Origin of the sequence: Massilia sp. IC2-278 (assembly GCF_020708045.1) — a bacterium.
Taxonomy (GTDB): Bacteria; Pseudomonadota; Gammaproteobacteria; order Burkholderiales; family Burkholderiaceae_D; genus Telluria.
Genome location: NZ_JAJFES010000009.1, coordinates 1 through 21870 on the forward strand (window position 1 = coordinate 1; position 21870 = coordinate 21870).

The window sequence follows — 21870 nt, forward strand, 5'->3', positions numbered from 1 at the left end:
GTGCGGGATGGGCGGAGTGAGGTGGTGGTGGTGGAGCGGAATGGGAGGCGGAATGGGGGGTGATGGGGTTCGCGTGAAGCGTAAGCGGCGTTAGCGTTCTAATGACGTTGCGTTTGTGCTTTTGCACGGCTAACTATGCTCATCGTTCCGCGTGGGCACGGGGTGCCCACCCTACGGGCGCTGACTTCGGAACGGTAAGCTATGCGCGTGGTTCTGCGTGGGCACGGAGTGCCCACGCAGTGGGCGCTGACTTCGGAACCATACCAGTTGAGATACCAGTTCCTAGGAGAATTGAATACCAATTAAATACCTGTTGACAAGCCGAACCCGCCTCCCTATAGTGCCCTGACCTTCCCCGGCACTCTTATTCTCATGATCGAATACCTCATCGGCGTCGATGGTGGCGGCACCGGCACCCGTGTTCGCCTGGCTTCCCTGGACGGCGTCGAGCTGGCCCAGGCCACGGCGGGTCCGTCGGCCTTGTCGCAGGGCATCGCCAAGGCCTGGACCACCATTCTTTCCGCCGTCGGCGAAGCCTGCGCGGCGGCCGACATCGGCGATCCGCCCCTCGCGGCGATGGGTATCGGCCTCGGCCTGGCGGGCGTGCACAACAAGGAATGGGCAGCGCAATTTACCGCGGCGAACCCCGGCTTTGCCGCTCTCGTGCTCGATACCGACGGTTTCTCCACCCTGATGGGCGCCCACGGCGGCAAGCCCGGCGCCATCGTTGCCATCGGCACCGGCAGCGTCGGCGAAGCCATGCTCGAAGACGGCACCAAGGTCGAGGTCGGTGGCTGGGGCTTTCCGGCCGGCGACGAAGCGAGCGGCGCCTGGATGGGCCTGCGCGCCCTGAACCACATCGAACAGGTGCTCGACGGCCGCGTCGACGGCGGCGCCTTTGCGCGCGAAGTCATCGCCCATTGCGGCGGCACCCGCGACGCCGTGCAGATCTGGCTCGGCCGCGCCAACCAGACCGCCTATGCCAGCCTGGCCCGCTTCGTGGTCGCCCACGGCGAGACCGATCCGGTGGCGCGCGCCATCCTCGAACACGCCGGGCGCGAAGTGGCCGGCATCGCACGCGCACTCGACAAGGAAAGCAGGCTGCCGCTGTCGCTGTGCGGCGGCCTGGGCGACGTGCTGCTGGCCTGGCTGCCCGAGGACACCCGCGCCCGCTGCACCCCGCCCGAAGGCGACTCGGCCAAGGGCGCGCTGCGCATGATCGCGCTGTATGTGGAAGGCCACGGCGGAGGCGCACCCCAATGAAAGGCAATATTCTTACTCCAAACGGCTGGGTCCACGGCGAACTGCGCTTTGATGAGACCGGCGCCACCATTGCCGCCATCGAGGGCGTTGCCGCCGATCCGCAGGCCAACGGCGACGACTACATCCTGCCCGGCTTCATCGACGTCCACGTGCACGGCGGCGCCGGGCGCGACATGATGGAAGGCGGCGACGCCCCGCACGTGATCGCCGCCCTGCACGCGAAGCACGGCACCACCAGCCTGCTGGCCACCACCATGACCGCGCCGCCCGAGGACATCGAGCGCGCCCTGGCCGCCATCGGCGCCGCCTGCAATGCACGCGGCAAGGGCGAGGCGCGCATCCTGGGCGTGCACCTGGAAGGCCCCTACATCAATTCGAGCAAGCTCGGCGCCCAGCCGCCATTTGCGAAAGAAGCCTCGCTGGCCGAAGTCGAAGCCTATGGCCGCCAGGCGCCGATGCGCCTGATTACGGTAGCGCCGGAAATCCATGGCCACCTGGAACTGGTGCGCCTGCTGGCCGACGCCGGCATCCGCGTGCAGATCGGCCACACCAGCGGCTCGTATGAAGACGGCGTGGCCGCGCTGGAACACGGCGCCGCCGGCTTCACCCATTTGTTCAACGCCATGCCCGGCCTGCACCACCGCGAACCGGGCATGGTCGGCGCCGCCCTGGCGCATGCGCAATATGCCGAGATCATTCCCGACCTGCTGCACGTGCATCCGGGGGCGATCAAGGTGGCGCTGCGCTCGATTCCGCACCTGTTCTGCGTGACCGATTCCACGGCGGCGGCCGGCATGCCCGACGGCGAATACATGCTGGGGCGCCAGGTCGTCCATAAATGCATGGGCGGCGTGCGCCTGGGCGACGGCACCCTGGCCGGCTCCACGCTCACCATGGATCAGGCGCTGCGCAACCTGGTGCAGATCGGCCTGCCGCTGGCCGACGCCTCGCGCCGCGTCTCGACGAATGCCGCCGATTACCTCGGCGAAACCCGGCGCGGGCGCCTGGCGCCGGGCTGCCATGCCGACATCGTCGTGCTGGACCGCGACCTGCACATCAAAGCCGTTTATATCGAAGGAGAACCCGTATGACCACGACCTCGTTGATGCTGCAGGAAGCCCTGTCGGCCGGGGATTGCGTTGCCCTGCAGCTGAGCCAGGACGTGGAGCGCTACGCCGAACTCGGCCGCACGCTGCGTTCGACCAATTTCCACAGCGCCGTGACGGTGGCGCGCGGCAGTTCCGATCACGCATCGAGCTACGTCGCCTACCTGATCATGTCGCGCCTGGGCCGCCTGGTGACCTCGCTGCCGATGTCCTTGATCACCCTGTACAAATCGCCGCTGGTGACGCGCGACACCCTGGCGATCGCCATCTCGCAGTCGGGCCAGAGTCCGGACGTGGTCGAGCCGATCCAGTACTTCCGCGACGGCGGCGCCACCACGGTCGCCCTGGTCAACGATGCCGCATCGCCGCTGGCGCAGAGCGCCGCCTGGACCATGCCCCTGCACGCCGGCAAGGAACAGAGCGTGGCTGCCACCAAGAGTTTCATCACCAGTTTGGTCGCCGGTGCGCGCCTGGTTGCCGAGTGGCAGGACGACGACGGCCTGCGCGCCGGCCTGGCCGCCCTGCCGGACGATCTGCGCCGCGCCGGCCAGGCCGATTGGTCGGCCGCCATCGAGGTGCTGGCGCCGGCGCGCAACATCATGGTGGTCGGACGCGGCATCAGCTTCCCGATCGCCCTGGAAGCGGCGCTGAAATTCAAGGAAACCTCGGCCCTGCAAGCCGAAGCCTTTTCCGGCGCCGAGATCAAGCACGGCCCGATGGCGCTGATCGAGGAAGGCTATCCGCTCCTGATCTTCGCCACCCGCGGCCCGGCCCAGGCCGGCCTGCTGGCCCTGGCGAGCGAGATGCGCGGCCGCGGCGCGCGGGTATTGCTCGCCGCGCCGGAAGACGTGGCGGAACGCGATTTGACCCTGCCGGTGGCGGCCAACCCGGACCTCGACCCGATCGTCGCAATCCAGGCCTTTTATGTGATGGCGGCCCAGCTGTCGAAGGCACGCGGCCTCGACCCGGACCGTCCGCGCCACCTGAGCAAAGTCACCAAGACGAACTAAGCAGACCATGAACGACCTGAGCGAATTGCGGCGCATCGCCGGCCAATTGATCATGGTGCGCCTGTTCGGCACCGAACTGGACGAGGACACGGCCGCCTTCCTGCGCGACAACCGCATCCGCGGCGCCTGCCTGTTCCGCCAGAACATGCTCAATGCCGAGCAATTGACCGGTTTTACAGGCGCCCTGCGCGAGGTGATGGGCGAGCAGTCCCTGATTGCGCTCGACCAGGAAGGCGGCGCCGTGGTGCGCTCGACCTGGGTGCCGGCGCCGCCCTCGGCAATGGCCCTGGGCGCGGCGAACGACCCGGAACTGGCGTTCGAGGTGGGCGCGGCGGTGGCGCGCGCGGTGCGCGGGCTCGGCTTCAACTGGAACTTCGCCCCGGTGCTGGACCTGAACAACAACCCGCACAACCCGGTGATCGCCGAGCGATCCTTCGGCGCCGACCCGGAAACCGCCACCCGCATCGCCCTGGCCTGGATGGCCGGCAGCGAAAGCGAAGGCGTGGCCTGCTGCGTCAAGCACTTCCCCGGCCACGGCGACACCCACGTCGATTCGCACCGCGCCCTGCCCACCGTCGACAAGCCGCTGGCGGAACTGGAACGCTTCGAATTCGCGCCGTTCCGGATGGCGGCCGGAGGTGCCGCGCCGGCGCCGGCCATGATGACCGCCCACATCGTCTACCCGGCGCTCGACCCCGACTACCCGGCTACGATGTCGCACACCATCCTCACCGGCATCCTGCGCGAGCAATGGAATTACGGGGGCGTGGTGATCACCGACGGCATGGACATGCATGCGATCGCCCACCGCTACGGCGCCGGCCAGGCCGCCGTGCGTGCCCTGGTGGCGGGCGCCGACATGGTGATGGCGATCGGGTCGCGCGAGACCCAGGAAGAAACGGTGGCCGCGATTGCCGCCGCCATCGCGTCCGGCGAGTTGCCGCTGAACCAGGTCGAGCAGAAGCTGGCGCGCCTGGCCGCGCTGGCGGCGGGCCACCCGGCCGGCGCCACCGGCGCCCGCAACGCCGCACTGCAAGATAGCGACAGAGCCGACCGCGCCCTGATGGCGCGCGCCTGGCAGCGCGGCCTGAGCGCGCGCGGCGCGGTGCGCCGTCCCGCTCCCGGCAGCAAGATCCGCCTGGTGGCGCGCCAGGACGTGGTCAGCGACGGCGTGTCCGAAGCCGGCGTGCCGGCGGCCACGCTGGCCGCTTCGCTCGGGCAATTGTTCGAGGTCGAACTGGTCACTTTCGCCGACGCCGAAGCCTTCGACTGGCGCGCCCTGCCCCAGGACGGCCGCTTCACGATCCTGGCCTCGACCTCGCGCCGCCGCTACGGCCCGCATGCGCGCGACACCTGGCGCCCCGACCTGCACCTGGCCTTGTGGAATCCCTACCAGGCGCTCGACTTCGCCGCCCCGGCCCTGATGACCTATGGCTTCGCGGCGCCGGCGCTGGACGCCGTGAACGCCTGGCTGGCGGGCCGGATCGAGGCCGCGGGGCAGTGCCCGGTGCCCGGTTTTTGACGGCTGCATGTTGCCGCGATCGACTCGCGGTAACGCAATGTAACCGCTTCCCCGCAAGGCCGCGCCCTGCGGCACAATAGCGCCGCAGGGTCCCGCCCCGTTTTATGGGACAATGCGCGTTTGCTCAAGCTTGGCAAAAACGCCACCTTGCCGCGGCATTATTTACCGCTCATCTTTTTAGAAGGATCATTCATGTCCCATTTCCGCCTCGCTCGCCTCTGCCTGCTGCTGGCTGCCGTCGGCCTGAACACCGCGCCTGCCCTGATGACGAGCGCCCACGCCCAGAAAGCCGACGCCCCTGCGGCGGCTCCGGCCAACACGGTGCGCCCGGAACTGTTCAAACTGATCGATTCGGCCCAGGTCCAGCAACTGGTCGCCGCCAAGAACATCACCGAGCTGCAGAACCGCATCACCCAGGCCGAAGCGCTTCCGAACAAGACGCCGTATGAAACCTACGCCGTCAACCGCGTCAAGATGGTGACCGCCTCGGTCGCCGGCAACAATGCCGCCCTAGCCACCGCCATCGAGGAAGTCATCAACTCCGGCTTCGAGCCCAAGGAATCGCAGACCAAGATGGTGCTGGCCGTTGCCGACATCCGCTACAAGGAACAGAACTACCCTGCCGCCGTCGAGCAGCTCAAGCGCTATGAATCGATGGGCGGCGACATGACCACCGCGCGTCCGCTGCTGGTACGCGCCATGTACTTGGGCAAGGACTACGCCGGCGCCAAGACCCAGCTGCTGCAAACGGTCGCCGACACCGAAAAGGCCGGCAAGACCCCGACCCAGGAAGACCTGAAGCTGCTGCTCAGCGCCGCCCACGAGTCGAAGGACACCGCCGCCTATAACACCGCGGTCGAGAAGATGGTGGCCTATTATCCGACCGACGAGTACTGGAGCGAACTGATCCGCGTTGGCGTGATCAAGAAGCCGGGCTTCAGCCAGGACAACTTCATGACCGTGCTGCGCCTCGAGTTCGCCGCCATGAAGACCCTGCGCGAGGAAGACTACGTCGACCTGGCCGAGACCGCCCTGCGCGACGGCTTCCCGACCGAAGCCAAGAACGTGATGGACGCGGGCTACGCCGCCGGCGTGCTGGGCAAGGGTGCGAATGCCAAGGCCCACGGCCAGCTGCGCGACCGCGCCAACAAGGGCGCCGCCGACGATGCCAAGAACATCGCTTCCGGCGAAGCCTCGGCCGCCAAGGCCAAGACCGGCGCCGGCCTGGTCAACCTGGGCTGGGCCTACAGCACCATGGGCCAGCACGACAAGGCGATCGGCTTCATCCAGCAAGGCATCGCCAAGGGCGGCCTGAAGCAGCCCGACGAAGCCAAGCTGCGCCTGGGCGCGGCGCAAGCCAAGGCCGGCCGCAAGGACGAAGCGATCAAGACGTTCGAGAGCGTGAAAGCCGGCGGCGGTTTGTCGGACGCGGCGCGCATCTGGATCACGCTGCTGAAGCAGCCTGCCGGCGCGGGCGCGCAGGCAACTGCCGCGGCGGCGCCAGCCGGCCAGTAACGGCAACAGGCATCGACCGGCCTGCCCCTTTCCGGGGCAGGCAAGGAAGCGGAGGCGCGCAAGCGTACTCCGCTTTTTTTACATCCTGCATGCCCGCCTCGGTGCGCCAACGAACATTCGCATTGCCGCACCCCTTCGATAATGAGCTCATGACTAAGGAGGCGGCATGACAACGGTGCGCAAGGGCCAGGCGCCCGCAAGGCTGGAGCGGGACGAATTCCATCGCAAGTTCATCGGGCAGTTCTTCGACCCGGCATTCGAAGCGGTCGCAGGAGAGCTGGCCAAGGTCGAGGAAATCGCCTGGCAGGCCTACCAGGACAAGCGCAAGGCGCCGCGCACGGTCAAGGCCGGTCCCGGCTTTGCCGACCCCGACTACGACCTGTCGATCGAGTGGAAACAGGCGCGCGACCGCCTGCTTGCCGCCGATGCGAAGCAGAAAGACCCGGCCACGCCCAGCCGCGTGCTGGTCATCAACGCCTCGGCGCGCAACGACGGCACCTGCCCCAGCGAAATGTCGAAGACCTGGCGCATGAGTAACATGGCCAAGGAAACCCTGGCCGCCCAGGGCATCGAGGCCGACCTGCTCGACCTGAGCCGCCTGACCTCCGACTACGACCGCCACATCCACCCCTGCAAGGCCTGCGTCTCGACCGCGATGCCGCTCTGCCACTGGCCGTGCAGCTGCTACCCGAACCATTCCGAGCGCCAGACCGGCGACTGGATGAACGAAATCTACGAACGCTGGGTCGCCGCCCACGGCATCATCATCATGACTCCGGTGTACTGGTACCAGACCCCGTCCACCCTGAAGCTGATGATCGACCGCCTGGTCTGCGCCGACGGCGGCAACCCCGACCCCAGCTCGACCCAGGGCAAGGACCCGGAGATCGCCAAGCGCATCGAACTCGACGGCTGGGATTATCCGAAGCACCTGGCCGGGCGCGCCTTCGGCCTGGTGGTGCACGGCGACGTTGCCGGCATCGAGGGCACGCGGCGCTCGCTGTCGGACTGGCTCAACTGGATGGGCCTGGTCGATTCGGGCAGCTTTGGCCAGCTCGACCGCTTCATCGGCTACTACGAATCGTATGCCGAGAGCCACGATGTGCTGGACCGCGATACCGCCTTCCAGGAAGAAGTGCGCAACGTCGCGCGCGCGGTGGCGCTGGCGGTGCAGGACATCCGCTCCGGGCGCGTGATCCCGCCCGATGCACGCCTGCGCGACCCGCGTCCGAAATAAGCCGGCGACCAAGCGCAGCGGCTGAGGCATCCGGCGATATTGCCGGATCGTCTACATATTGAACACGCATGCGCCGGACATGGTAGTATTGTTGCAAAACAAAAACTACTTTTTCCTGACATGAATACATCGAACCGCATGCCCATCATCCGTCCGCTGTATCCCGACGAATGGGCAATCTACCGCGAGCTGCGCCTGCGCTCGCTGGCCGATGCGCCGGATGCCTTCTACAGCACCCTCGAAGCCGAAAGCGCCCGCACCGCCGAAGACTGGGCGGCGCGGCTGGCGGCGGCGGCCGTGTCGGGCCAGGATTGCCCGCTGGTGGCCGAGCTGGACGGCCAGCCCGCCGGCCTGGTCTGGGCGAAAATGGATAGTGTCAACCCCGCCCTGGTGCACCTGTTCCAGATGTGGGTGGCGCCGGAATGCCGCGCCAGGGGCGTCGGCCGCGGCTTGCTCGATGCGGCGCTGGCCTGGGCGCGCGAGCGCGAGGTGCGTTTTGCCGAGCTCGACGTCACGCTGGGGAATGGCTCGGCCCTGCGCCTGTACGAGCGCGCCGGGTTCAAGCCGGTGAATGCGCCGGTGCCGATGCGTGCCGGCTCGGCGCTGATGCTGCAGCAGATGCGGCTGGTGATGGATGGGGTGGATTGATGTTCGTTCATGGTGGGTACGAGTACTCACCTGCCCCTATCAAATCGCGGTGAAGCCGCCGTCGGCGGTCAACTGGTGGCCGGTGACGAACGAGGATTGCTCGGAGCACAGCCACAGGATGGCGTTGGCAATCTCGTGCGGCTCGGCGAAACGGTCCATCGGGTGCGCGGCGCGCAGTTTCTTTTCCAGCGAAGCCTCGCCGCCCAGCGCGCGCGCCAGCATCGGCGTGCGCACCGCGCCCGGGCACAGGGCGTTGACCCGGATGCCGTCCTTGGCGTACTCGGCAGCGGCGGTGCGGGTCAGGCCGGCCACCGCATGCTTGCTGGCCGCATACGCGCCCTGCGAAGGCGCGCCCACCAGGCCATAGCTCGACGACAAGTTGACGATGGCGCCGCCGCCCTGCTCCTTCATGCGGCGCAGCTGGTATTTCATCGACAGCCAGACACCCTTCACGTTGACGTCCATCAGGCGATCGAAATCTTCTTCCTCGATCTCGTCGAGGCGCGCCCCGGCGGCCTGCTGGCCGGCACAATTCACGGCGCAGTCGAGGCGGCCGTAGTGATATTGGGTCTTGTCGAGCAGGATTTCGACGTCCTGCGCGCGGCTGACGTTTGCCTGCACGAACAGCGCCTTGCCGCCGTTTTCCACGATCATGGCCGCAGTCGCATGGCCGCCGTCGACCGACACGTCGGCAATCACCACCGCAGCGCCGGCACGGCCAAAGGCGAGCGCCGTCGCCCGCCCGATGCCGCTCGCGCCGCCCGTCACCAGCGCAACCTTGCCGGCAAACGTGGCCGGCGACGGTTCCGCTTTATTCTTGTTCTTCATGTACATCGACTCCCGGTCACACCCAAATGATGCTTTCGGGCAACATCATAACCGGAAGCCGTCCTTTGTTCAATCGTGCGTCGGCGCCGCGCAACAGGCTCAGGGCGCCGGTTTCGCCTTCTGCTGGTCGCCGGCCAGGACGACCGAGAGTTTCGCCGGGTCGATCGCCTTGCGGAAGGCGGCGTTCAGCTGCGCCAGCGTGACCGCCATCAGCTTGTCCTCGAACTGGCGCGACCATTCATAGGTGCGGTCGCGGAACAGGTAAGAGGTCCAGCCGGCGGCCAGGGCGCCGTCGTCGGCGCGGGTCTGGATGCGCTGCTGCATCAGGCCGGATTTGGCGCCGTTCAGCTCGGCGGCCGTGAAACCGTCCTTCAGCACCCGCGCCAGTTCCTCGCGCACGGCGGCGTCGAGCCTGGCCAGGTTCTGCGGGGCGGCAATCGCGCTGATCGCGAAGCTGCCGGCGCGGTCCAGGTCGCCGGCGTCGAGCTGGGAGCCGCCGCCGTAGGACAGGCCATCCTTCTGGCGGATGCGGTCCATCAGGCGCGAGCGCAGGCCGCCTTCGCCGAAGACATAGTTGGCCAGCATCAGGGCCGGGTAGTCCGGGTCGTCGATGTTCAGGTCCAGGTTCAGGCGCGCGATGTAGACGCCGTTTTCCTTGTCCGGCGTGTCCAGGGTCTTCTTCAGGGGCGCGATGTCCTCGAAGCGGCGCAGCACCGGGGCCACGTTTTCGCTGGCGCGCCAGGCGCCGAACAGTTCGTCGACCAGCGGCACCACGGCGGCGGCGTCGAAATCGCCGACGATGGCCAGCTCGGCCGGTACGCTGCCGTAGTAGCGGCGGTGGAAGTCGGCCAGGTCCTCGACCTTCGCCGCCTTCAGCTCGGCCATGTCTTCGTCAGACGTATTCGCATGGCGCACGTCGCCCTTCGGGTAGGTGTCGAAGTGCTCGGACAGGGCGCGCGCGGCCACGGCCTGCGGCTCGCCGCGGCTCGCTTCCAGCCCGACCAGGGCCTGGTTTTGCAGCTGCGCGAACTCGGCCTTCGGGAAGGCCGGCTCCTTCAGGACGTGGGCGACCAGGCGCAGGGCCTCGTGCAGGTGCTCGCGCGTGGTCTGGAAATGGCTCAGGCTGCCGGAAATCTTGAGACGGTCGAATTCGTCCGCCAACTGCTCGCGCGAGTAGCGGGTGGTGCCGCGCATCAGCATGGCGCCGGTCAGTTCCGGAACCGCGCCGGTGCCGAACAGGTTCTTTTCATCGCCGATGTGCTGGCGCAGGTCGACGGTGACCGTTTCGCCGCGGTTCTTTTTCGGCAGCAAGGCCAGCTTGACGCCGCCGGCGCTCGTCAACTGCGTGCGCTTCATGATGTTGGCCTGGGTCGGATCGAAGTCTTCCGATACCAGGGTCGACGCGCGCGGCGTGAATTGCGCCAGGATGCTGGCCACGCTCGGCGCCGCCGGAATGGTGGCGCGCTGCGGCGCATCCTCGGGCAGGAAGGTGCCGGTAACCCGGTTGTCGCGCCGGAAGTAACGCTGCGCCACGTCGGCCACTTCCTGCGCGCTGATGCTCTTGATGCGCTCGCGCCCGGTGAAGAACAGGCGCCAGTCGCCCAGCGCGATGGTTTCCGAGAGCGCCACCCCGACCTGCTGCGGGTCGTTCAGGCTGCGCTCCATCTGGTTTTCGTAGAGGCGGCGCACGCGCGCCATTTCTTCTTCGGTGGGCGGCTTGGCGGCAAAGGTCTCGACCGCCTCGGTCAGGGCGGCGCGCACCGGCTCGACCGGCTCGCCCTTCTTGACCACGGCGCCGATCATCTGCAGCCCCGGCGCATAGCCGGTCTGGCCATAGCTGAACACCTGGCTCGCCTTGCCGGTCTCGACCAGCTGCTTGTGTAGGCGCCCGGTCGGCACGTCGCCCAGGATGGACGAAGCAAAGGCCATCACGTCGCTGTCGTCGTGGATGGCGGACGGCACCTTGTAGCCCAGCATCACGAGCTGGACGTCGCCCTGGCGCCGCACGGCAAAGCTGCGCTCGCCGTCCTGCTGGGGTTCGACGGTCCAGAAAGCCGGCAAGCTGCGCTTCGGCTTCGGGATGACGCCGAACAGGCGGTTGATCCTGGCCAGGGTGGCGTCGGGATCGAACTTGCCGGCCACCAGCAGCACCGCATTGTCCGGCTGGTAATAGGTGCGATAAAACGCTTGCAGGTTGGCGATGCGCACGTTCTCGATGTCGCTGCGGTTGCCGATGGTGGCGCGGCCGTAGCTGTGCCAGTCGTAGGCCACGCTTTCCATGCGCTTGACCAGCACGCTCGATGGCGAATTCTCGCCGCTCTCGTACTCGTTGCGCACCACCGTCATTTCCGACTCCAGGTCTTTCTGGGCGATGAAGGAGCCGGTCATGCGGTCGGCTTCCATCTGCAGCGCCCAGTCCAGGTTGTCGTTCGAGGCCTGGAACACTTCGTAGTAATTGGTGCGGTCGAGCGAGGTGGTGCCGTTGAAGTCCATGCCGCGGTCGGCGAACTGGCGCGTGATGTCGCGGTTCTTGCGCGACCCCTTGAACATCAGGTGTTCGAGCAGGTGGGCCATGCCGGTTTCGCCATAGTTCTCGTGGCGCGAGCCGACCAGGTAGGTGACGTTGACGGTGACGGTGGGACGCGAGGCATCCGGGAACAGCAGGACCTTCAGGCCGTTGGCCAGGCGGTATTCGGTGATGCCTTCGACCGAGGGGCCGAGCGTGACGCCCTTCGGCAGCGGCCTGGCGGGCGCGGAAGGGGCAGCAGGAGCGGCAGGAGCAGCGGCGGCGGCGGCAGCGGCGCTGGCGGCGAGGAAGGCAAAGGCGCCGGCGATCAGGTGCGCGGGCAGGCGGCGCTGGTAACTCGTCGAATTCATGGGGTCCTGTCAAAGGTGCGTCGCGGCGAACGCGCATGCGCCGCCAACGCGGCGCGCCAGCGGCGATGGTAACAGATGGCCGGGTGAATAGATGCCTGCACGCACTATTGCGGTGCGGGCGGGTCGATGCGGGCGATGCGGGTACAGGCAATGCGGCGGCAAGCGCTGCAGCGACAGACATCACCGTGGGCGCGGGCGCCGCCAGCATCGCGCGCCCGAATGCCAGTCAATGCCGCGCGCGCTTTTCGTGGGCCTGGCCGCTGGCGCTGATGCGCGACAGGTCGCCCATTTCCTCGGCCAGGAATTCGAGCAGGTCGTCGGCGCTGACGATGCCGGTCAAGCCGCCCGCGCCGTTGACGACCGGCACGCGGCGGATGCCGCGCAGGCGCATGTGCTCGATGGTTTCGTAGACGTCGTCGTCCTCGCGGCAGGTGAGCAAATCGTCGCTCATGATGTCGTCGACCTGCAGGCCGGCGGGATCGAGGCCGAGGGCAATGACGGAGACGACGATGTCGCGGTCGGTGACAATGCCGACCGGCACTGCCTGGCCGTCGGCCTGGTCGATGACGATCAAGTCGCCGACGTGGTGCTTGCGCATCAGGAGCGCCGCGCCCTGCACGGTTTCGTCGCGCGTGCAGGTGACGGTCTGGATGGTGCAGATTTCGCCGATGTTGATGATTGATGCCCTCCCTTCTGCGGTCACGCTAATGCAGGAGAGTGGGCGCGGTTTGATTTGGCTCAAACCGCCAGCGGAACTTATTTGGCCTGTTGGTCGCCCGGCAGTTCGACGAAGCAGGCGTCGACGACTTGCAAGTCGTTGTCCTTGGCGAAATTCACGACGAAGTGGTAAGCCAGCGGTTCGGCTTTCTGCAGCTTGTTGTCGACGACAACGGCCTTGACGCCGTTCACCACGGTCGGGTGGACGTAGGGGGAAAACTGCAGGTGGGCGTGGCGGCCGCCGCTGCCTTCGGGGCGGAAACAGGACATGACGCCGCACAGGCGCTCCGCCCAGTCGCTGGGGCGAAACTGCTTGCCTTTATTCGTCAGTCCCAGGATGAAGAATTCGCCATTCGCGCTTTCGCTCCCGGTGTGCGGTAACTCTGCCATAGTGCTGCTTGCTGATACAAGAATACTGCGTGGAGGAGACAACGGCAGTATTATATCTTATAGAAGACCTGCGGACGAGTCCTGTCTCCGGACTTTAGCCCCGCTGGCGGTAAACAACGCCAACTTCAGGCCATTCGACCATATCTGCACGCAAGTCGCGATCTGCGTCCTAGCCCAGCCAGACCACGCTGGACAGCAGGAGCAACAGGATCATCCATAGTATCAGAGCGCGCCAGACCAGGCCCACGGTGCTTTGCAGTGCGCGCAGGTTCGGCTCCTCGCCGGGCAGGACGTCGCTCTCGGCGTCGCTCAGGTCGACCATGGCGGCGTCGGCCGGCAACAGCTGCGGCGCGTTCTCGAACGGGGTGCCGAGGCGCACGCCCATGGCGCCGCCGCCGGCGGCCAGGATGATGCCGCGCGATTCATCGGCCCAGCGGCTGGCGAAATTGCGCCAGGCATAGATGGCGTCCTCGAAGTTGCCGACCACGGCAAAGGCAATCGCCGTCAGGCGCACCGGAATCCAGTCGATCCAGTAAAAGGCCTTGGCGGCGAACTGGCCAAAGGCTTCGTTGCGCATGTGCTCGGGTTCGTTCCACGCGCGCGCCAGGTACTCCGAGACGCGGTACAGCACGGCACAGGCCGGCCCGGCCGGCATCAGGAACCAGAAGAACACGCCGAACACGCTGCGGTGGGTGGTGATCAGGGATTTCTCGACGGCGATGCGGGCGATTTCCTGGGCATCCATGCCCACCGTATCGATGCGCGCCCATTCGGCCAGCAAGGTGCGGGCGGTGGGTTCGTCGCCCTGGTTCAGGGCCAGCTGGATCGAGGTGAAGTAATGGCTGTAGTGGCGGAAACCCAGGGTCAGGTAGACCACCGCGACGTTCCAGGCAAAGGCCAGGAACACGAAACCATAGTAATAGAGCACCCAGTAGATGATGGCGACCGGCACCACCAGCACCAGCATCATCAATATCCATCCCATGCGGCCGTTCTTCGGCTCGCCGGCATTGAACCAGCCTTCGATGCGCATCGCGAGCGTCTTGATGCCGCCGTAGACCTGGTTATCCGCGCGCAGAGGCTTCAGTTGCTCGATCAGCAAGGCGCACAGAATGGAAAAAAATGTCATGCAAATCCTTCTTTTGTTATGGCAATTCTACGCTGCCCGCTACGATAGCGCAGTCGCCCGCCATAATCAAATGCCGGGATACGATCTTCATTGCGCCTTAAGTCTGGCGCTTGCCGGTTCCCCTCAGGCGCGCAGGAAATGGAAGAGATTGCGCAGCATGCCGGCGGTGGCGCCCCAGATGAAAAAACGCTCGTAGGGCATGGCGTAGAAGCTGCGCCGCCCCGCCCCTTCCGGCAGGTCGAAGGACATGCGCTGGTGGTGGGCGCCGTTCATCAGGAAGGCAAGCGGCACCTCGAAGATCTCGGCCACTTCGCCCGGGTCGGCGGTCAGGTCGAAAGGCGGCGTCACCAGCGCTACCACCGGACGCACGCGGTAGGCGCTGGCGGTGATGTACTCGGGCAGCACGCCGACGATCTGCACGTGGCGCCGGTGCAGGCCGATTTCTTCTTCGGATTCGCGCAGCGCCGTTTCGATCGGCGAGGAATCGTATTCCTCGGCGCGGCCGCCCGGGAAGCTGATCTGGCCGGCGTGGCTGCTGAGGTGGTCGGTGCGCTGGGTCAGCAGCACGGTCAGGCCTTCGGGACGGTCGACCAGCGGTACCAGTACCGAGGCGCGGCGCAGCTTGAATCCCGGCTGGAACGGCATTTCCTCGGCGGCTTCGGGATCCCAGGCGCGCAGGGTTTCGGCGAAGCGCGCGCGCAGGCGGGCGGCGGTCAGCAGCGCCGGATCGACGGGCGGTTCGCCGGCGATGGCATCCACCGGCAAGCGGGTAGGATCGAGATGCAGCTTTACCAAAAGGATTCCTCCGGCCAGATTTCCTCCAGCCAACACGACGGACAGATAAAGAAAAAGGCATCCCGAAGGATGCCTTTTTCATTCCACAGATGCTATTACTCAGCAGCGGTGGTAGCGGCGACGCGGCGCTGCGGCAGTTTCTCTTTGATACGTGCCGATTTGCCCGAACGCTCGCGCAGGTAGTACAGCTTCGCACGACGAACGTCGCCGCGGCGCTTGACTTCGATCGATGCGATCAGTGGGGAGTACAGCTGGAACGTACGTTCCACGCCTTCGCCCGACGAGATCTTGCGAACGATGAAGTTCGAGTTCAGGCCACGGTTACGGCGCGAGATGACGACGCCTTCGTATGCCTGGGCGCGCTTGCGGTTGCCTTCGACGACGTTGACGTTGACGATCACGGTGTCGCCAGGTGCGAAATCAGGAATGGCACGGCCGAGGCGCGCGATTTCTTCCTGTTCGAGTTGCTGAATCAGATTCATGCTTATGACTCCAAAAACCATCTTGCTGGCGCTGTACTTGTTGCCCAGTAGAGGATGGGGTTGAACACACGGGCAACATGCCCGGGTGCTGCGCACCGGTATCGGTGCATTTTTCCAGCCTAGCCCTCTTGCGAAAGCGTGGCCAAAAACTTTTCGTCGGCGGGCGTCAAGCGCCCTGCCTTCCTGGCGGCGTCGAGTAACTCGGGCCGCTTCTTCCGTGTCGCCTCCAGCATGCGCTGGCGGCGCCACTTGGTAATTTCTGCATGGTTGCCGCCCATGAGCACTGGCGGCACAGCCACGTCTTCGTAGACTTCCGGACGCGTGTAATGCGGCGAGTCGAGCAGGCCGTTGACGAAGCTGTCTTCGACCGCCGAGGCATCGTCGCCCAGCACGCCGGGCAAGAGCCGCACCACCGCATCCATCAATGCCATCGCCGGCAACTCGCCACCCGACAGCACGAAGTCGCCGAGAGAAATTTCCTCATCGACGACACGGTCCAGCAGGCGCTGGTCCACGGCTTCGTAGCGGCCGCAGAGGATGACGAGACCGGGCTCGTCCTTCAGTGCCACCACGCGTTCGTGGGTCAGCGGTTTGCCTTGCGGCGACATGAATACCACGCGCGGCGACGGCAGGCCACGTTCGACCTGGCGCGCCTTGGCCGCATTGATCGTCGCTTCGAGCGGCTTGGCCAGCATCACCATCCCGGGGCCGCCGCCATACGGGCGGTCATCCACGGTGCGGTGGCGGTCCGTCGTGAAATCGCGCGGATTCCACAAGGTCAGGCCCCAGCGTTCCTGCTCGAAGGCGCGCCGGGTCACGCCCGACTGCGTCAATGCGGCAAACATCTCGGGGAACAAGCTCACGACGTCGAATTGCATCGGGACCTCGTTCAGGTTGGAAGGGTCAAAAGTCCAGACCCCAATCCAGGGTAATCTGCTTTGCCTTGAGGTCGACGGTTTTCACGAACTGGTCCACATAGGGAACCAGGCGTTCGGGCGCCTTGTCGGTGCTGGCCGGATCCGCAACGGGCTCGATGCGCAAGATCGATTGCGCGCCGTTGCTCATCATGTCGGTCACCTTGCCGAGGGCTTCGCCCTGCAGGTTGACCGCGTCCAGGCCGATCAGGTCGGACCAGTAATATTCGTCTTCCCCAAGCTCGGGAAATTCGCTGCGTGCCACATGGACGGCTGCGCCTTTCAGCGCCTCCGCCAGGTTGCGATCGCTCATCCCGACCAGGGTGGCGACCACGTCGCCGCCATGCATCTTTGCGGTCCGTACGGTGACGGACTGCGGGGCCGACTTGTCAGCCGACTTGTCGAGCCACCAGGTTTTGACGTTCAGCAGCGCATCGGCGTCCGTCGAGAACGGCGTGACGCGGATGGCGCCGGCAATGCCATAGGCGCCGGAAACATACCCGACCTGGGTCAGGTCGTCGGGGGCTTGCGCCCCGCTTGCTGCTGAAGCGGTCAAACCAGGCTTACCTTACTTAGGCAGCCGGGGTCTGCTGAGCGACCAGGCGAGCAACGGTTGGCGACAGTTGTGCGCCAACGCCTTGCCAGTAGGCCAGACGGTCCGCGGTGATCTTCAGGCCGACTTCGGCGCCCGAAGCCATCGGGTTGTAGAAGCCGATGCGCTCGATGAAACGGCCGTCGCGACGGTTACGCGAGTCGGTTGCAACGATGTTGAAGAACGGGCGCTTTTTTGCGCCGCCACGAGCCAAACGGATAACGACCATAATAATTCCAAAAAGTTGTACTGGACGGAGAAAGCCGACGATTATAGCGCGCAATGCCGCACGGCGGCAAGCGTTATGACAACAGGGCGCGCGGTCCCGGCCGAATTGCGCATTATGGCTGATTTTGCGCCGCACCGCTACCCACCCTACTCGCCCGTTGTGGTGGCATAGTCAACTCGATACATAGCATTTACATAAAATTTGATGCTTTTAAAACATTTTTGAACGATACTTGCGCCTTTGTTTAACACTTATCGAGCGCATGCCTTTCAAGAACAAGACACTGGCCACCGCATTGGCGCTGTCCCTGGGCGGACTGGGTGCGCACCGTTTCTACCTGCATGGCGGCGTGGACCGGATCGGAATCCTGCATGCCTGCAGCCTGCCCGTAGCGGGCCTGGTGTACAGCCAGACCGATGGCGGCGTCGACCTGTTCTACGCCATGCTGCCGCTGCTCGTGTCGTGTATCGCCGGCTTCATCGCCGCCCTGGTCATCGGCTTGATGCCGGACGAGAAATGGGATGCGCGCTTCAACGCCGCCGCCGGCAGGCAAACGCAGTCGAACTGGATATTGGCGGTGCTGCTGGTGGCGACGCTGATGATCGGCGCGACCGTGCTGATCGCCACGATCTCGCGCCTGTTCGACCTGATGTACACCGGCGGCGCCTACGGCTGACTGCCCTTCCCTCCCTGCGCTAGATTCCGCTCGGCCAGCGGTACTTCGGCAGCGTGACAGGCGGCGTGCCGCTGACGATCACGATTTCGCGGTGCGCGGCCAGTTCGATGTCGCCGGGGTCCCCGGTGTAGGGCGTCAGCACTTCCTTGTCGATCACATAGAAACGGATCGGCCCCGGCAGCCCGGCCGTACCGCTCGCCAGCAGCGGCTGGCGCCATAGCGCAAACAACTGCCCCAGCGTGAACTTCTTCGGCACATTCGTCTCGATGTGGATGGTGCCGGTGACGTCGTGCGTGTGCAGTTCGTAGGCGCAGCCGCTGCGGCCTATGTTGTCGGGCAGGCCCTGGCGTACGCCATCCTTGTAGATCGAGACCAGGGCGTGGATGTGGTAATCCTCGTTGACCAGGCAGCCGACGCCGGCCACGGGCTGGCCGCTGCCGCTCCAGGCTGGCCAGCCTTGCGGGCTGTTGATGGTGCCGGCCACGAGGTCGGTGTAGGTAGCGGCCAGGGACACCGGCGGCGGAAGCGGCGCGGGTGGCGGTGGCGGCTGGGTGGTGGTCGGCGGCGGGTCGTCGTGGCCGCCCCCGCCGCCACAGGCGGACAGCAGGGACAGGAAAGCGGCCAGTGCCAGGCACAGGCCGGATCGGACAGTGGCGAATCGCATATCGGCTCCCGGATGAGCCCGCTACGTGACGGGCGTGGTTGGTGGATGAGTCGATGGTACGGACGCGGCTGTAGTGCTTCGTTTAAGCCAGATCAAGCTCGGCGGTGGTGCGGGACGGGGGGATTCGTAGGATGGACCGGGCCGCGCAAGGCACCTGTGTCCACGCTGTAGTGCACATGCAAGTCGAAACATGCCCGCGTCAGCGTCAGCGCCGTTAGAGATGCCGCATCGACGCATGCGATGAGACCGCGTGGGCACAAGTGCCCACCCTACAAAAGCGACATCACACAGCCAACAAAAAAGCGGCCCGCAGGCCGCTTCTGGTCATACTGATACCGAAGATCAGAACTGCTCGACGTCCAGCGCCAGCACGCCGGCGCTGCCTTCGACGATCGCCGAACGCAGGCCCTGGGCGCCAGAGAGGATGTGATCCGCAAAGAAGCGCGCGGTGGCGACCTTCGCACGCAGGAAAGCGGCATCGCCTTCGCCGGCGTCGAGCTTCTTCTGCGCGACCAGCGCCGCACGCCCCATCTGCCAGCCGCCCAGCACGATGCCGGCCAGCTTCAGGTAGAGCACGGAACCGGCGAACACGCCCTTGATGTTCGGCTTGACGTTGGCCACCACGAAGTCGACCACTTCTTCCAGCGCCGCCGCGCCCAGGCCCAGCTGCTTGCTCATCGCAGCAAAATCTTCGCCCTGCAGCTCGGCCAGCGCCGCCTGGGTTTCGCGTACCTGGTCGATGATGGCTTTCGCCACCGCGCCGCCATCGCGCGCGGTCTTGCGGCCCACCAGGTCATTCGCCTGGATCGCGGTCGTGCCTTCGTAGATGGTCAGGATCTTGGCGTCGCGGTAGTGCTGGGCGGCGCCGGTTTCCTCGATGAAGCCCATGCCGCCGTGCACCTGCACGCCGTCACGCGCCACGTTTTCGCTCATTTCGGTCGACCAGCCCTTGATGATCGGCACCAGGTACTCGTACACGGCGAGGTTGGCGCGGCGTGTCATCTCGTCCGGGTGGTAGTGGGCCACGTCCGAGATGCCGGCGCCGACGTAGGCCAGCGCCCGTGCGGCCTCGGTCTGGGCGCGCATCGACATCAGCATGCGGCGCACGTCCGGGTGGTTGATGATGGCCACCGGACCGGCGGAACCGGCCAGGTCGCGCGACTGCACGCGCTCCTTGGCAAAGGCGACTGCCTGCTGGTAGGCGCGCTCGGCCAGCCCGATGCCCTGCAGGCCGACGCCGAATCGGGCCGCGTTCATCATGATGAACATGTATTCCAGGCCGCGGTTTTCCTCGCCGACCAGGGTGCCGATGGCGCCGCCGTTGTCGCCGAACTGCAGCACGGCGGTCGGGCTGGCCTTGATGCCGAGCTTGTGCTCGATCGACACGCAGTGGGCGTCGTTCCGTTCGCCCGGCGAGCCGTCTTCGTTGATCATGAACTTCGGCACGATGAACAGCGAAATCCCCTTCACGCCCGGGGGCGCGTCCGGCGTACGCGCCAGGACCAGGTGGATGATGTTCTCGGCCATGTCGTGCTCACCGTAGGTGATGTAGATCTTGGTGCCGAAAATCTTGTAGGTGCCGTCGCCCTGCGGCACGGCGCGGGTGCGCACGGCGGCCAGGTCCGAACCGGCCTGCGGCTCGGTCAGGTTCATGGTGCCGGTCCACTTGCCCGAGATCAGCGGCTCGAGATAACGCGCCTTTTGCTCTTCCGAGCCGGCGGTGAGCAGCGCCTCGATGGCGCCGTCGGTCAGCAGGGCCACCAGCGCGAACGAGATCGAGGCCGCGTTCAGCATCTCGGTGCACGGGGTCGATACCAGCTTCGGCAAGCCCTGGCCGCCGAATTCGGTCGGGTGCTGCACGCCCTGCCAGCCGGATTCGGCAAAGGCCTGGAAGGCCACCTTGAAGCCGGCGGCGGTGGTCACCTGGCCGTCGTGCCAGAAGCTCGGCTCCTTGTCGCTCGGGTGGTTCAGCGGGGCGATGACTTCGCCGCAGAATTTCGCGTTTTCTTCCAGCACCGCTTCCACGGTGTCGACGGTCGCGTCTTCGCAGCCGGGCAGCTGGGAAACGACGTTCAGGCCGGCCAGTTCGTTCATGACGAACAGCATGTCTTTGATCGGGGCTTGGTAGCTCACGATATCTCCTCAGAATTTGGATATAAAACAGGCCACGCTAGCCTGGCAGGTGCCAGACCACGTGGCCTGTGTTTTGTCGCGTTTCGTAGGGTGGGCTCTCGAGCCCACGCGGTGAACACTTCGGGGACCCGTAATGGTGCGATGTTCGATGCGCACGTAAACCGCGTGGGCACAAGTGCCCACCCTACGCACAACGATCAGCCCAGTTCCTGCACCAGCTGCGGAATCACTTCGAACAGGTCACCGACCAGGCCGTAGTCGGCCACCGAGAAGATCGGTGCTTCCGGGTCCTTGTTGATGGCGACGATGGTCTTCGAGTCCTTCATGCCGGCCAAGTGCTGGATCGCGCCCGAGATACCGACGGCGATGTACAGCGACGGGGCGACGATCTTGCCGGTCTGGCCAACCTGCCAGTCGTTCGGCACGTAGCCGGCGTCGACCGCGGCGCGCGAGGCGCCCATGGCCGCGCCCAGCTTGTCGGCCAGCGGCTCGAGCAGCTTGAAGTTGTCGCCCGAGCCCATGCCGCGGCCACCGGAGACGATGATCTTAGCGGCGGTCAGTTCCGGACGGTCCGATTTCGCCAGTTCGCGGCCGACAAACGAGGACTTGCCGAAGTCGGCAGCGGCGGCGATGTTCTCGACGGCAGCCGAGCCACCCGTGGCAGCGGCGGCGTCGAAGCCGGTGCCGCGCACGGTGATGACTTTCACGCTGTCGCTCGACTGCACGGTGGCGATCGCGTTACCGGCGTAGATCGGACGCTCGAAGGTGTCCGGCGAATCGACCTTGGTGATTTCCGAGATCTGGGCCACGTCCAGCTTGGCGGCGACGCGTGGAAGGATGTTCTTGCCGTAGGCGGTGGCAGGAGCCAGGATGTGCGAGTAGGAGCCGGCGATCGCCAGGATCTGCTCGGCCACGTTTTCGGCCAGGCCGTCGGCGAAGTAGGCTGCGTCGGCGACCAGCACTTTCGAGACGCCGGCGATCTGCGCGGCGGCTTCGGCGGCGGCGCCGCAGTTCGAGCCGGCGACCAGCACGTGCACGTCGCCGCCGCACTGGGCGGCCGCGGTCACGGTGTGGTGGGTTGCGCCCTTCAGGGAGCCATTGTCGTGTTCAGCAATTACGAGTGCGACCATGATGTGTCCTATA

The 21870-nt window shown here is 66.0% G+C and carries 21 protein-coding genes; 8 read left to right on the top strand and 13 right to left on the bottom strand.

Going from position 1 to position 21870, the window contains the following annotated elements; translation table 11 throughout:
* The first annotated feature begins 372 nt into the window (after positions 1-372).
* From LK540_RS16565 to LK540_RS16595, 7 genes are all read left to right on the top strand, one after another.
* A complete protein-coding gene (locus LK540_RS16565; RefSeq protein ID WP_229438412.1) occupies positions 373-1263 on the top strand; it encodes a BadF/BadG/BcrA/BcrD ATPase family protein in 891 nt (296 codons plus the stop codon).
* Positions 1260-2354: an N-acetylglucosamine-6-phosphate deacetylase gene (gene nagA / locus LK540_RS16570; RefSeq protein WP_229438413.1), complete on the top strand. Its 1095-nt coding sequence runs from the start codon at positions 1260-1262 to the stop codon at positions 2352-2354. The genes LK540_RS16565 and nagA overlap by 4 nt, the downstream gene beginning before the upstream one ends.
* Complete coding sequence (locus LK540_RS16575) at positions 2351-3379, top strand: SIS domain-containing protein (protein ID WP_229438414.1); 1029 nt, start codon at positions 2351-2353, stop codon at positions 3377-3379. Before nagA ends, LK540_RS16575 begins: the two co-directional genes overlap by 4 nt.
* Before the next feature lie 7 nt (positions 3380-3386).
* Positions 3387-4901, top strand: a complete 1515-nt coding sequence (locus LK540_RS16580; RefSeq protein WP_229438415.1) for a glycoside hydrolase family 3 protein — start codon at positions 3387-3389, stop codon at positions 4899-4901.
* Between the two features lie 192 nt (positions 4902-5093).
* On the top strand, positions 5094-6416 hold the full coding sequence (locus LK540_RS16585) for a tetratricopeptide repeat protein (protein ID WP_229438416.1): 1323 nt from the start codon (positions 5094-5096) through the stop codon (positions 6414-6416).
* A gap of 166 nt (positions 6417-6582) precedes the next feature.
* A complete protein-coding gene (locus tag LK540_RS16590) occupies positions 6583-7653 on the top strand; it encodes a flavodoxin family protein (protein WP_229438417.1) in 1071 nt (356 codons plus the stop codon).
* Positions 7654-7791: 138 nt separating this feature from the next.
* Positions 7792-8301 (top strand): GNAT family N-acetyltransferase, encoded by a 510-nt coding sequence (locus tag LK540_RS16595; RefSeq protein ID WP_229438418.1) that lies wholly within the window; start codon positions 7792-7794, stop codon positions 8299-8301.
* A gap of 39 nt (positions 8302-8340) precedes the next feature.
* On the opposite strand, the gene LK540_RS16600 is transcribed toward LK540_RS16595, so the two are convergent.
* The 10 genes from LK540_RS16600 to rpsP form a co-directional block, all read right to left on the bottom strand.
* Entirely contained in the window at positions 8341-9129 is a 789-nt protein-coding gene (locus tag LK540_RS16600; protein WP_229438419.1) for a glucose 1-dehydrogenase, read from the bottom strand.
* 99 nt (positions 9130-9228) lie between these two features.
* Positions 9229-12006 (bottom strand): pitrilysin family protein, encoded by a 2778-nt coding sequence (locus tag LK540_RS16605; protein WP_229438420.1) that lies wholly within the window; start codon positions 12004-12006, stop codon positions 9229-9231.
* A 226-nt stretch (positions 12007-12232) separates the two neighbouring features.
* Positions 12233-12709, bottom strand: a complete 477-nt coding sequence (locus LK540_RS16610; RefSeq protein WP_229438421.1) for a CBS domain-containing protein — start codon at positions 12707-12709, stop codon at positions 12233-12235.
* Positions 12710-12762: 53 nt separating this feature from the next.
* Positions 12763-13113 carry a DUF3579 domain-containing protein gene (locus LK540_RS16615; RefSeq protein WP_229438422.1) on the bottom strand — a complete coding sequence of 117 codons (351 nt, stop codon included), beginning with the start codon at positions 13111-13113 and terminating at the stop codon, positions 12763-12765.
* Between the two features lie 169 nt (positions 13114-13282).
* Complete coding sequence (locus LK540_RS16620) at positions 13283-14242, bottom strand: CobD/CbiB family protein (protein WP_229438423.1); 960 nt, start codon at positions 14240-14242, stop codon at positions 13283-13285.
* Positions 14243-14365: 123 nt separating this feature from the next.
* Positions 14366-15037, bottom strand: coding sequence for a CoA pyrophosphatase (locus tag LK540_RS16625; protein WP_229438424.1), 672 nt, complete (start codon positions 15035-15037; stop codon positions 14366-14368).
* 95 nt (positions 15038-15132) lie between these two features.
* Positions 15133-15519, bottom strand: a complete 387-nt coding sequence (gene rplS, locus LK540_RS16630; protein WP_229438425.1) for a 50S ribosomal protein L19 — start codon at positions 15517-15519, stop codon at positions 15133-15135.
* 119 nt (positions 15520-15638) lie between these two features.
* A complete protein-coding gene (trmD, locus tag LK540_RS16635; RefSeq protein WP_229438426.1) occupies positions 15639-16397 on the bottom strand; it encodes a tRNA (guanosine(37)-N1)-methyltransferase TrmD in 759 nt (252 codons plus the stop codon).
* Positions 16398-16422: 25 nt separating this feature from the next.
* The gene (gene rimM, locus LK540_RS16640; protein WP_229438427.1) at positions 16423-16989 is read right to left on the bottom strand and encodes a ribosome maturation factor RimM; all 567 of its coding nucleotides are present in this window, start codon (positions 16987-16989) and stop codon (positions 16423-16425) included.
* Positions 16990-17005: 16 nt separating this feature from the next.
* Entirely contained in the window at positions 17006-17254 is a 249-nt protein-coding gene (gene rpsP, locus LK540_RS16645) for a 30S ribosomal protein S16 (protein WP_182991427.1), read from the bottom strand.
* A gap of 262 nt (positions 17255-17516) precedes the next feature.
* On the opposite strand from rpsP, the gene LK540_RS16650 reads away from it, so the two are divergent.
* Positions 17517-17930 (top strand): NINE protein, encoded by a 414-nt coding sequence (locus LK540_RS16650; RefSeq protein WP_229438428.1) that lies wholly within the window; start codon positions 17517-17519, stop codon positions 17928-17930.
* A gap of 19 nt (positions 17931-17949) precedes the next feature.
* On the opposite strand, the gene LK540_RS16655 is transcribed toward LK540_RS16650, so the two are convergent.
* The 3 genes from LK540_RS16655 to LK540_RS16665 all read right to left on the bottom strand — a co-directional run bounded on the left by LK540_RS16655 (position 17950) and on the right by LK540_RS16665 (position 21857).
* Positions 17950-18594, bottom strand: a complete 645-nt coding sequence (locus LK540_RS16655) for a hypothetical protein (RefSeq protein WP_229438429.1) — start codon at positions 18592-18594, stop codon at positions 17950-17952.
* A gap of 342 nt (positions 18595-18936) precedes the next feature.
* The gene (locus tag LK540_RS16660) at positions 18937-20727 is read right to left on the bottom strand and encodes an acyl-CoA dehydrogenase (protein ID WP_229438430.1); all 1791 of its coding nucleotides are present in this window, start codon (positions 20725-20727) and stop codon (positions 18937-18939) included.
* Positions 20728-20924: 197 nt separating this feature from the next.
* Positions 20925-21857, bottom strand: a complete 933-nt coding sequence (locus LK540_RS16665) for an electron transfer flavoprotein subunit alpha/FixB family protein (RefSeq protein WP_229438431.1) — start codon at positions 21855-21857, stop codon at positions 20925-20927.
* Positions 21858-21870 lie beyond the last annotated feature (13 nt).

Bases quoted from the DNA above. Each gene is read 5' to 3' on its own strand.
- LK540_RS16615 (WP_229438422.1), bottom strand. From the start codon at position 13,113: ATGGCAGAGTTACCGCACACCGGGAGCGAAAGCGCGAATGGCGAATTC.
- nagA (WP_229438413.1), top strand. From the start codon at position 1,260: ATGAAAGGCAATATTCTTACTCCAAACGGCTGGGTCCACGGCGAACTG.
- LK540_RS16665 (WP_229438431.1), bottom strand. From the start codon at position 21,857: ATGGTCGCACTCGTAATTGCTGAACACGACAATGGCTCCCTGAAGGGC.
- LK540_RS16580 (WP_229438415.1), top strand. From the start codon at position 3,387: ATGAACGACCTGAGCGAATTGCGGCGCATCGCCGGCCAATTGATCATG.
- LK540_RS16600 (WP_229438419.1), bottom strand. From the start codon at position 9,129: ATGAAGAACAAGAATAAAGCGGAACCGTCGCCGGCCACGTTTGCCGGC.
- LK540_RS16590 (WP_229438417.1), top strand. From the start codon at position 6,583: ATGACAACGGTGCGCAAGGGCCAGGCGCCCGCAAGGCTGGAGCGGGAC.
- LK540_RS16565 (WP_229438412.1), top strand. From the start codon at position 373: ATGATCGAATACCTCATCGGCGTCGATGGTGGCGGCACCGGCACCCGT.
- LK540_RS16655 (WP_229438429.1), bottom strand. From the start codon at position 18,594: ATGCGATTCGCCACTGTCCGATCCGGCCTGTGCCTGGCACTGGCCGCT.
- LK540_RS16650 (WP_229438428.1), top strand. From the start codon at position 17,517: ATGCCTTTCAAGAACAAGACACTGGCCACCGCATTGGCGCTGTCCCTG.
- rpsP (WP_182991427.1), bottom strand. From the start codon at position 17,254: ATGGTCGTTATCCGTTTGGCTCGTGGCGGCGCAAAAAAGCGCCCGTTC.
- trmD (WP_229438426.1), bottom strand. From the start codon at position 16,397: ATGCAATTCGACGTCGTGAGCTTGTTCCCCGAGATGTTTGCCGCATTG.
- LK540_RS16620 (WP_229438423.1), bottom strand. From the start codon at position 14,242: ATGACATTTTTTTCCATTCTGTGCGCCTTGCTGATCGAGCAACTGAAG.
- rplS (WP_229438425.1), bottom strand. From the start codon at position 15,519: ATGAATCTGATTCAGCAACTCGAACAGGAAGAAATCGCGCGCCTCGGC.
- LK540_RS16585 (WP_229438416.1), top strand. From the start codon at position 5,094: ATGTCCCATTTCCGCCTCGCTCGCCTCTGCCTGCTGCTGGCTGCCGTC.
- LK540_RS16605 (WP_229438420.1), bottom strand. From the start codon at position 12,006: ATGAATTCGACGAGTTACCAGCGCCGCCTGCCCGCGCACCTGATCGCC.
- LK540_RS16575 (WP_229438414.1), top strand. From the start codon at position 2,351: ATGACCACGACCTCGTTGATGCTGCAGGAAGCCCTGTCGGCCGGGGAT.
- LK540_RS16595 (WP_229438418.1), top strand. From the start codon at position 7,792: ATGCCCATCATCCGTCCGCTGTATCCCGACGAATGGGCAATCTACCGC.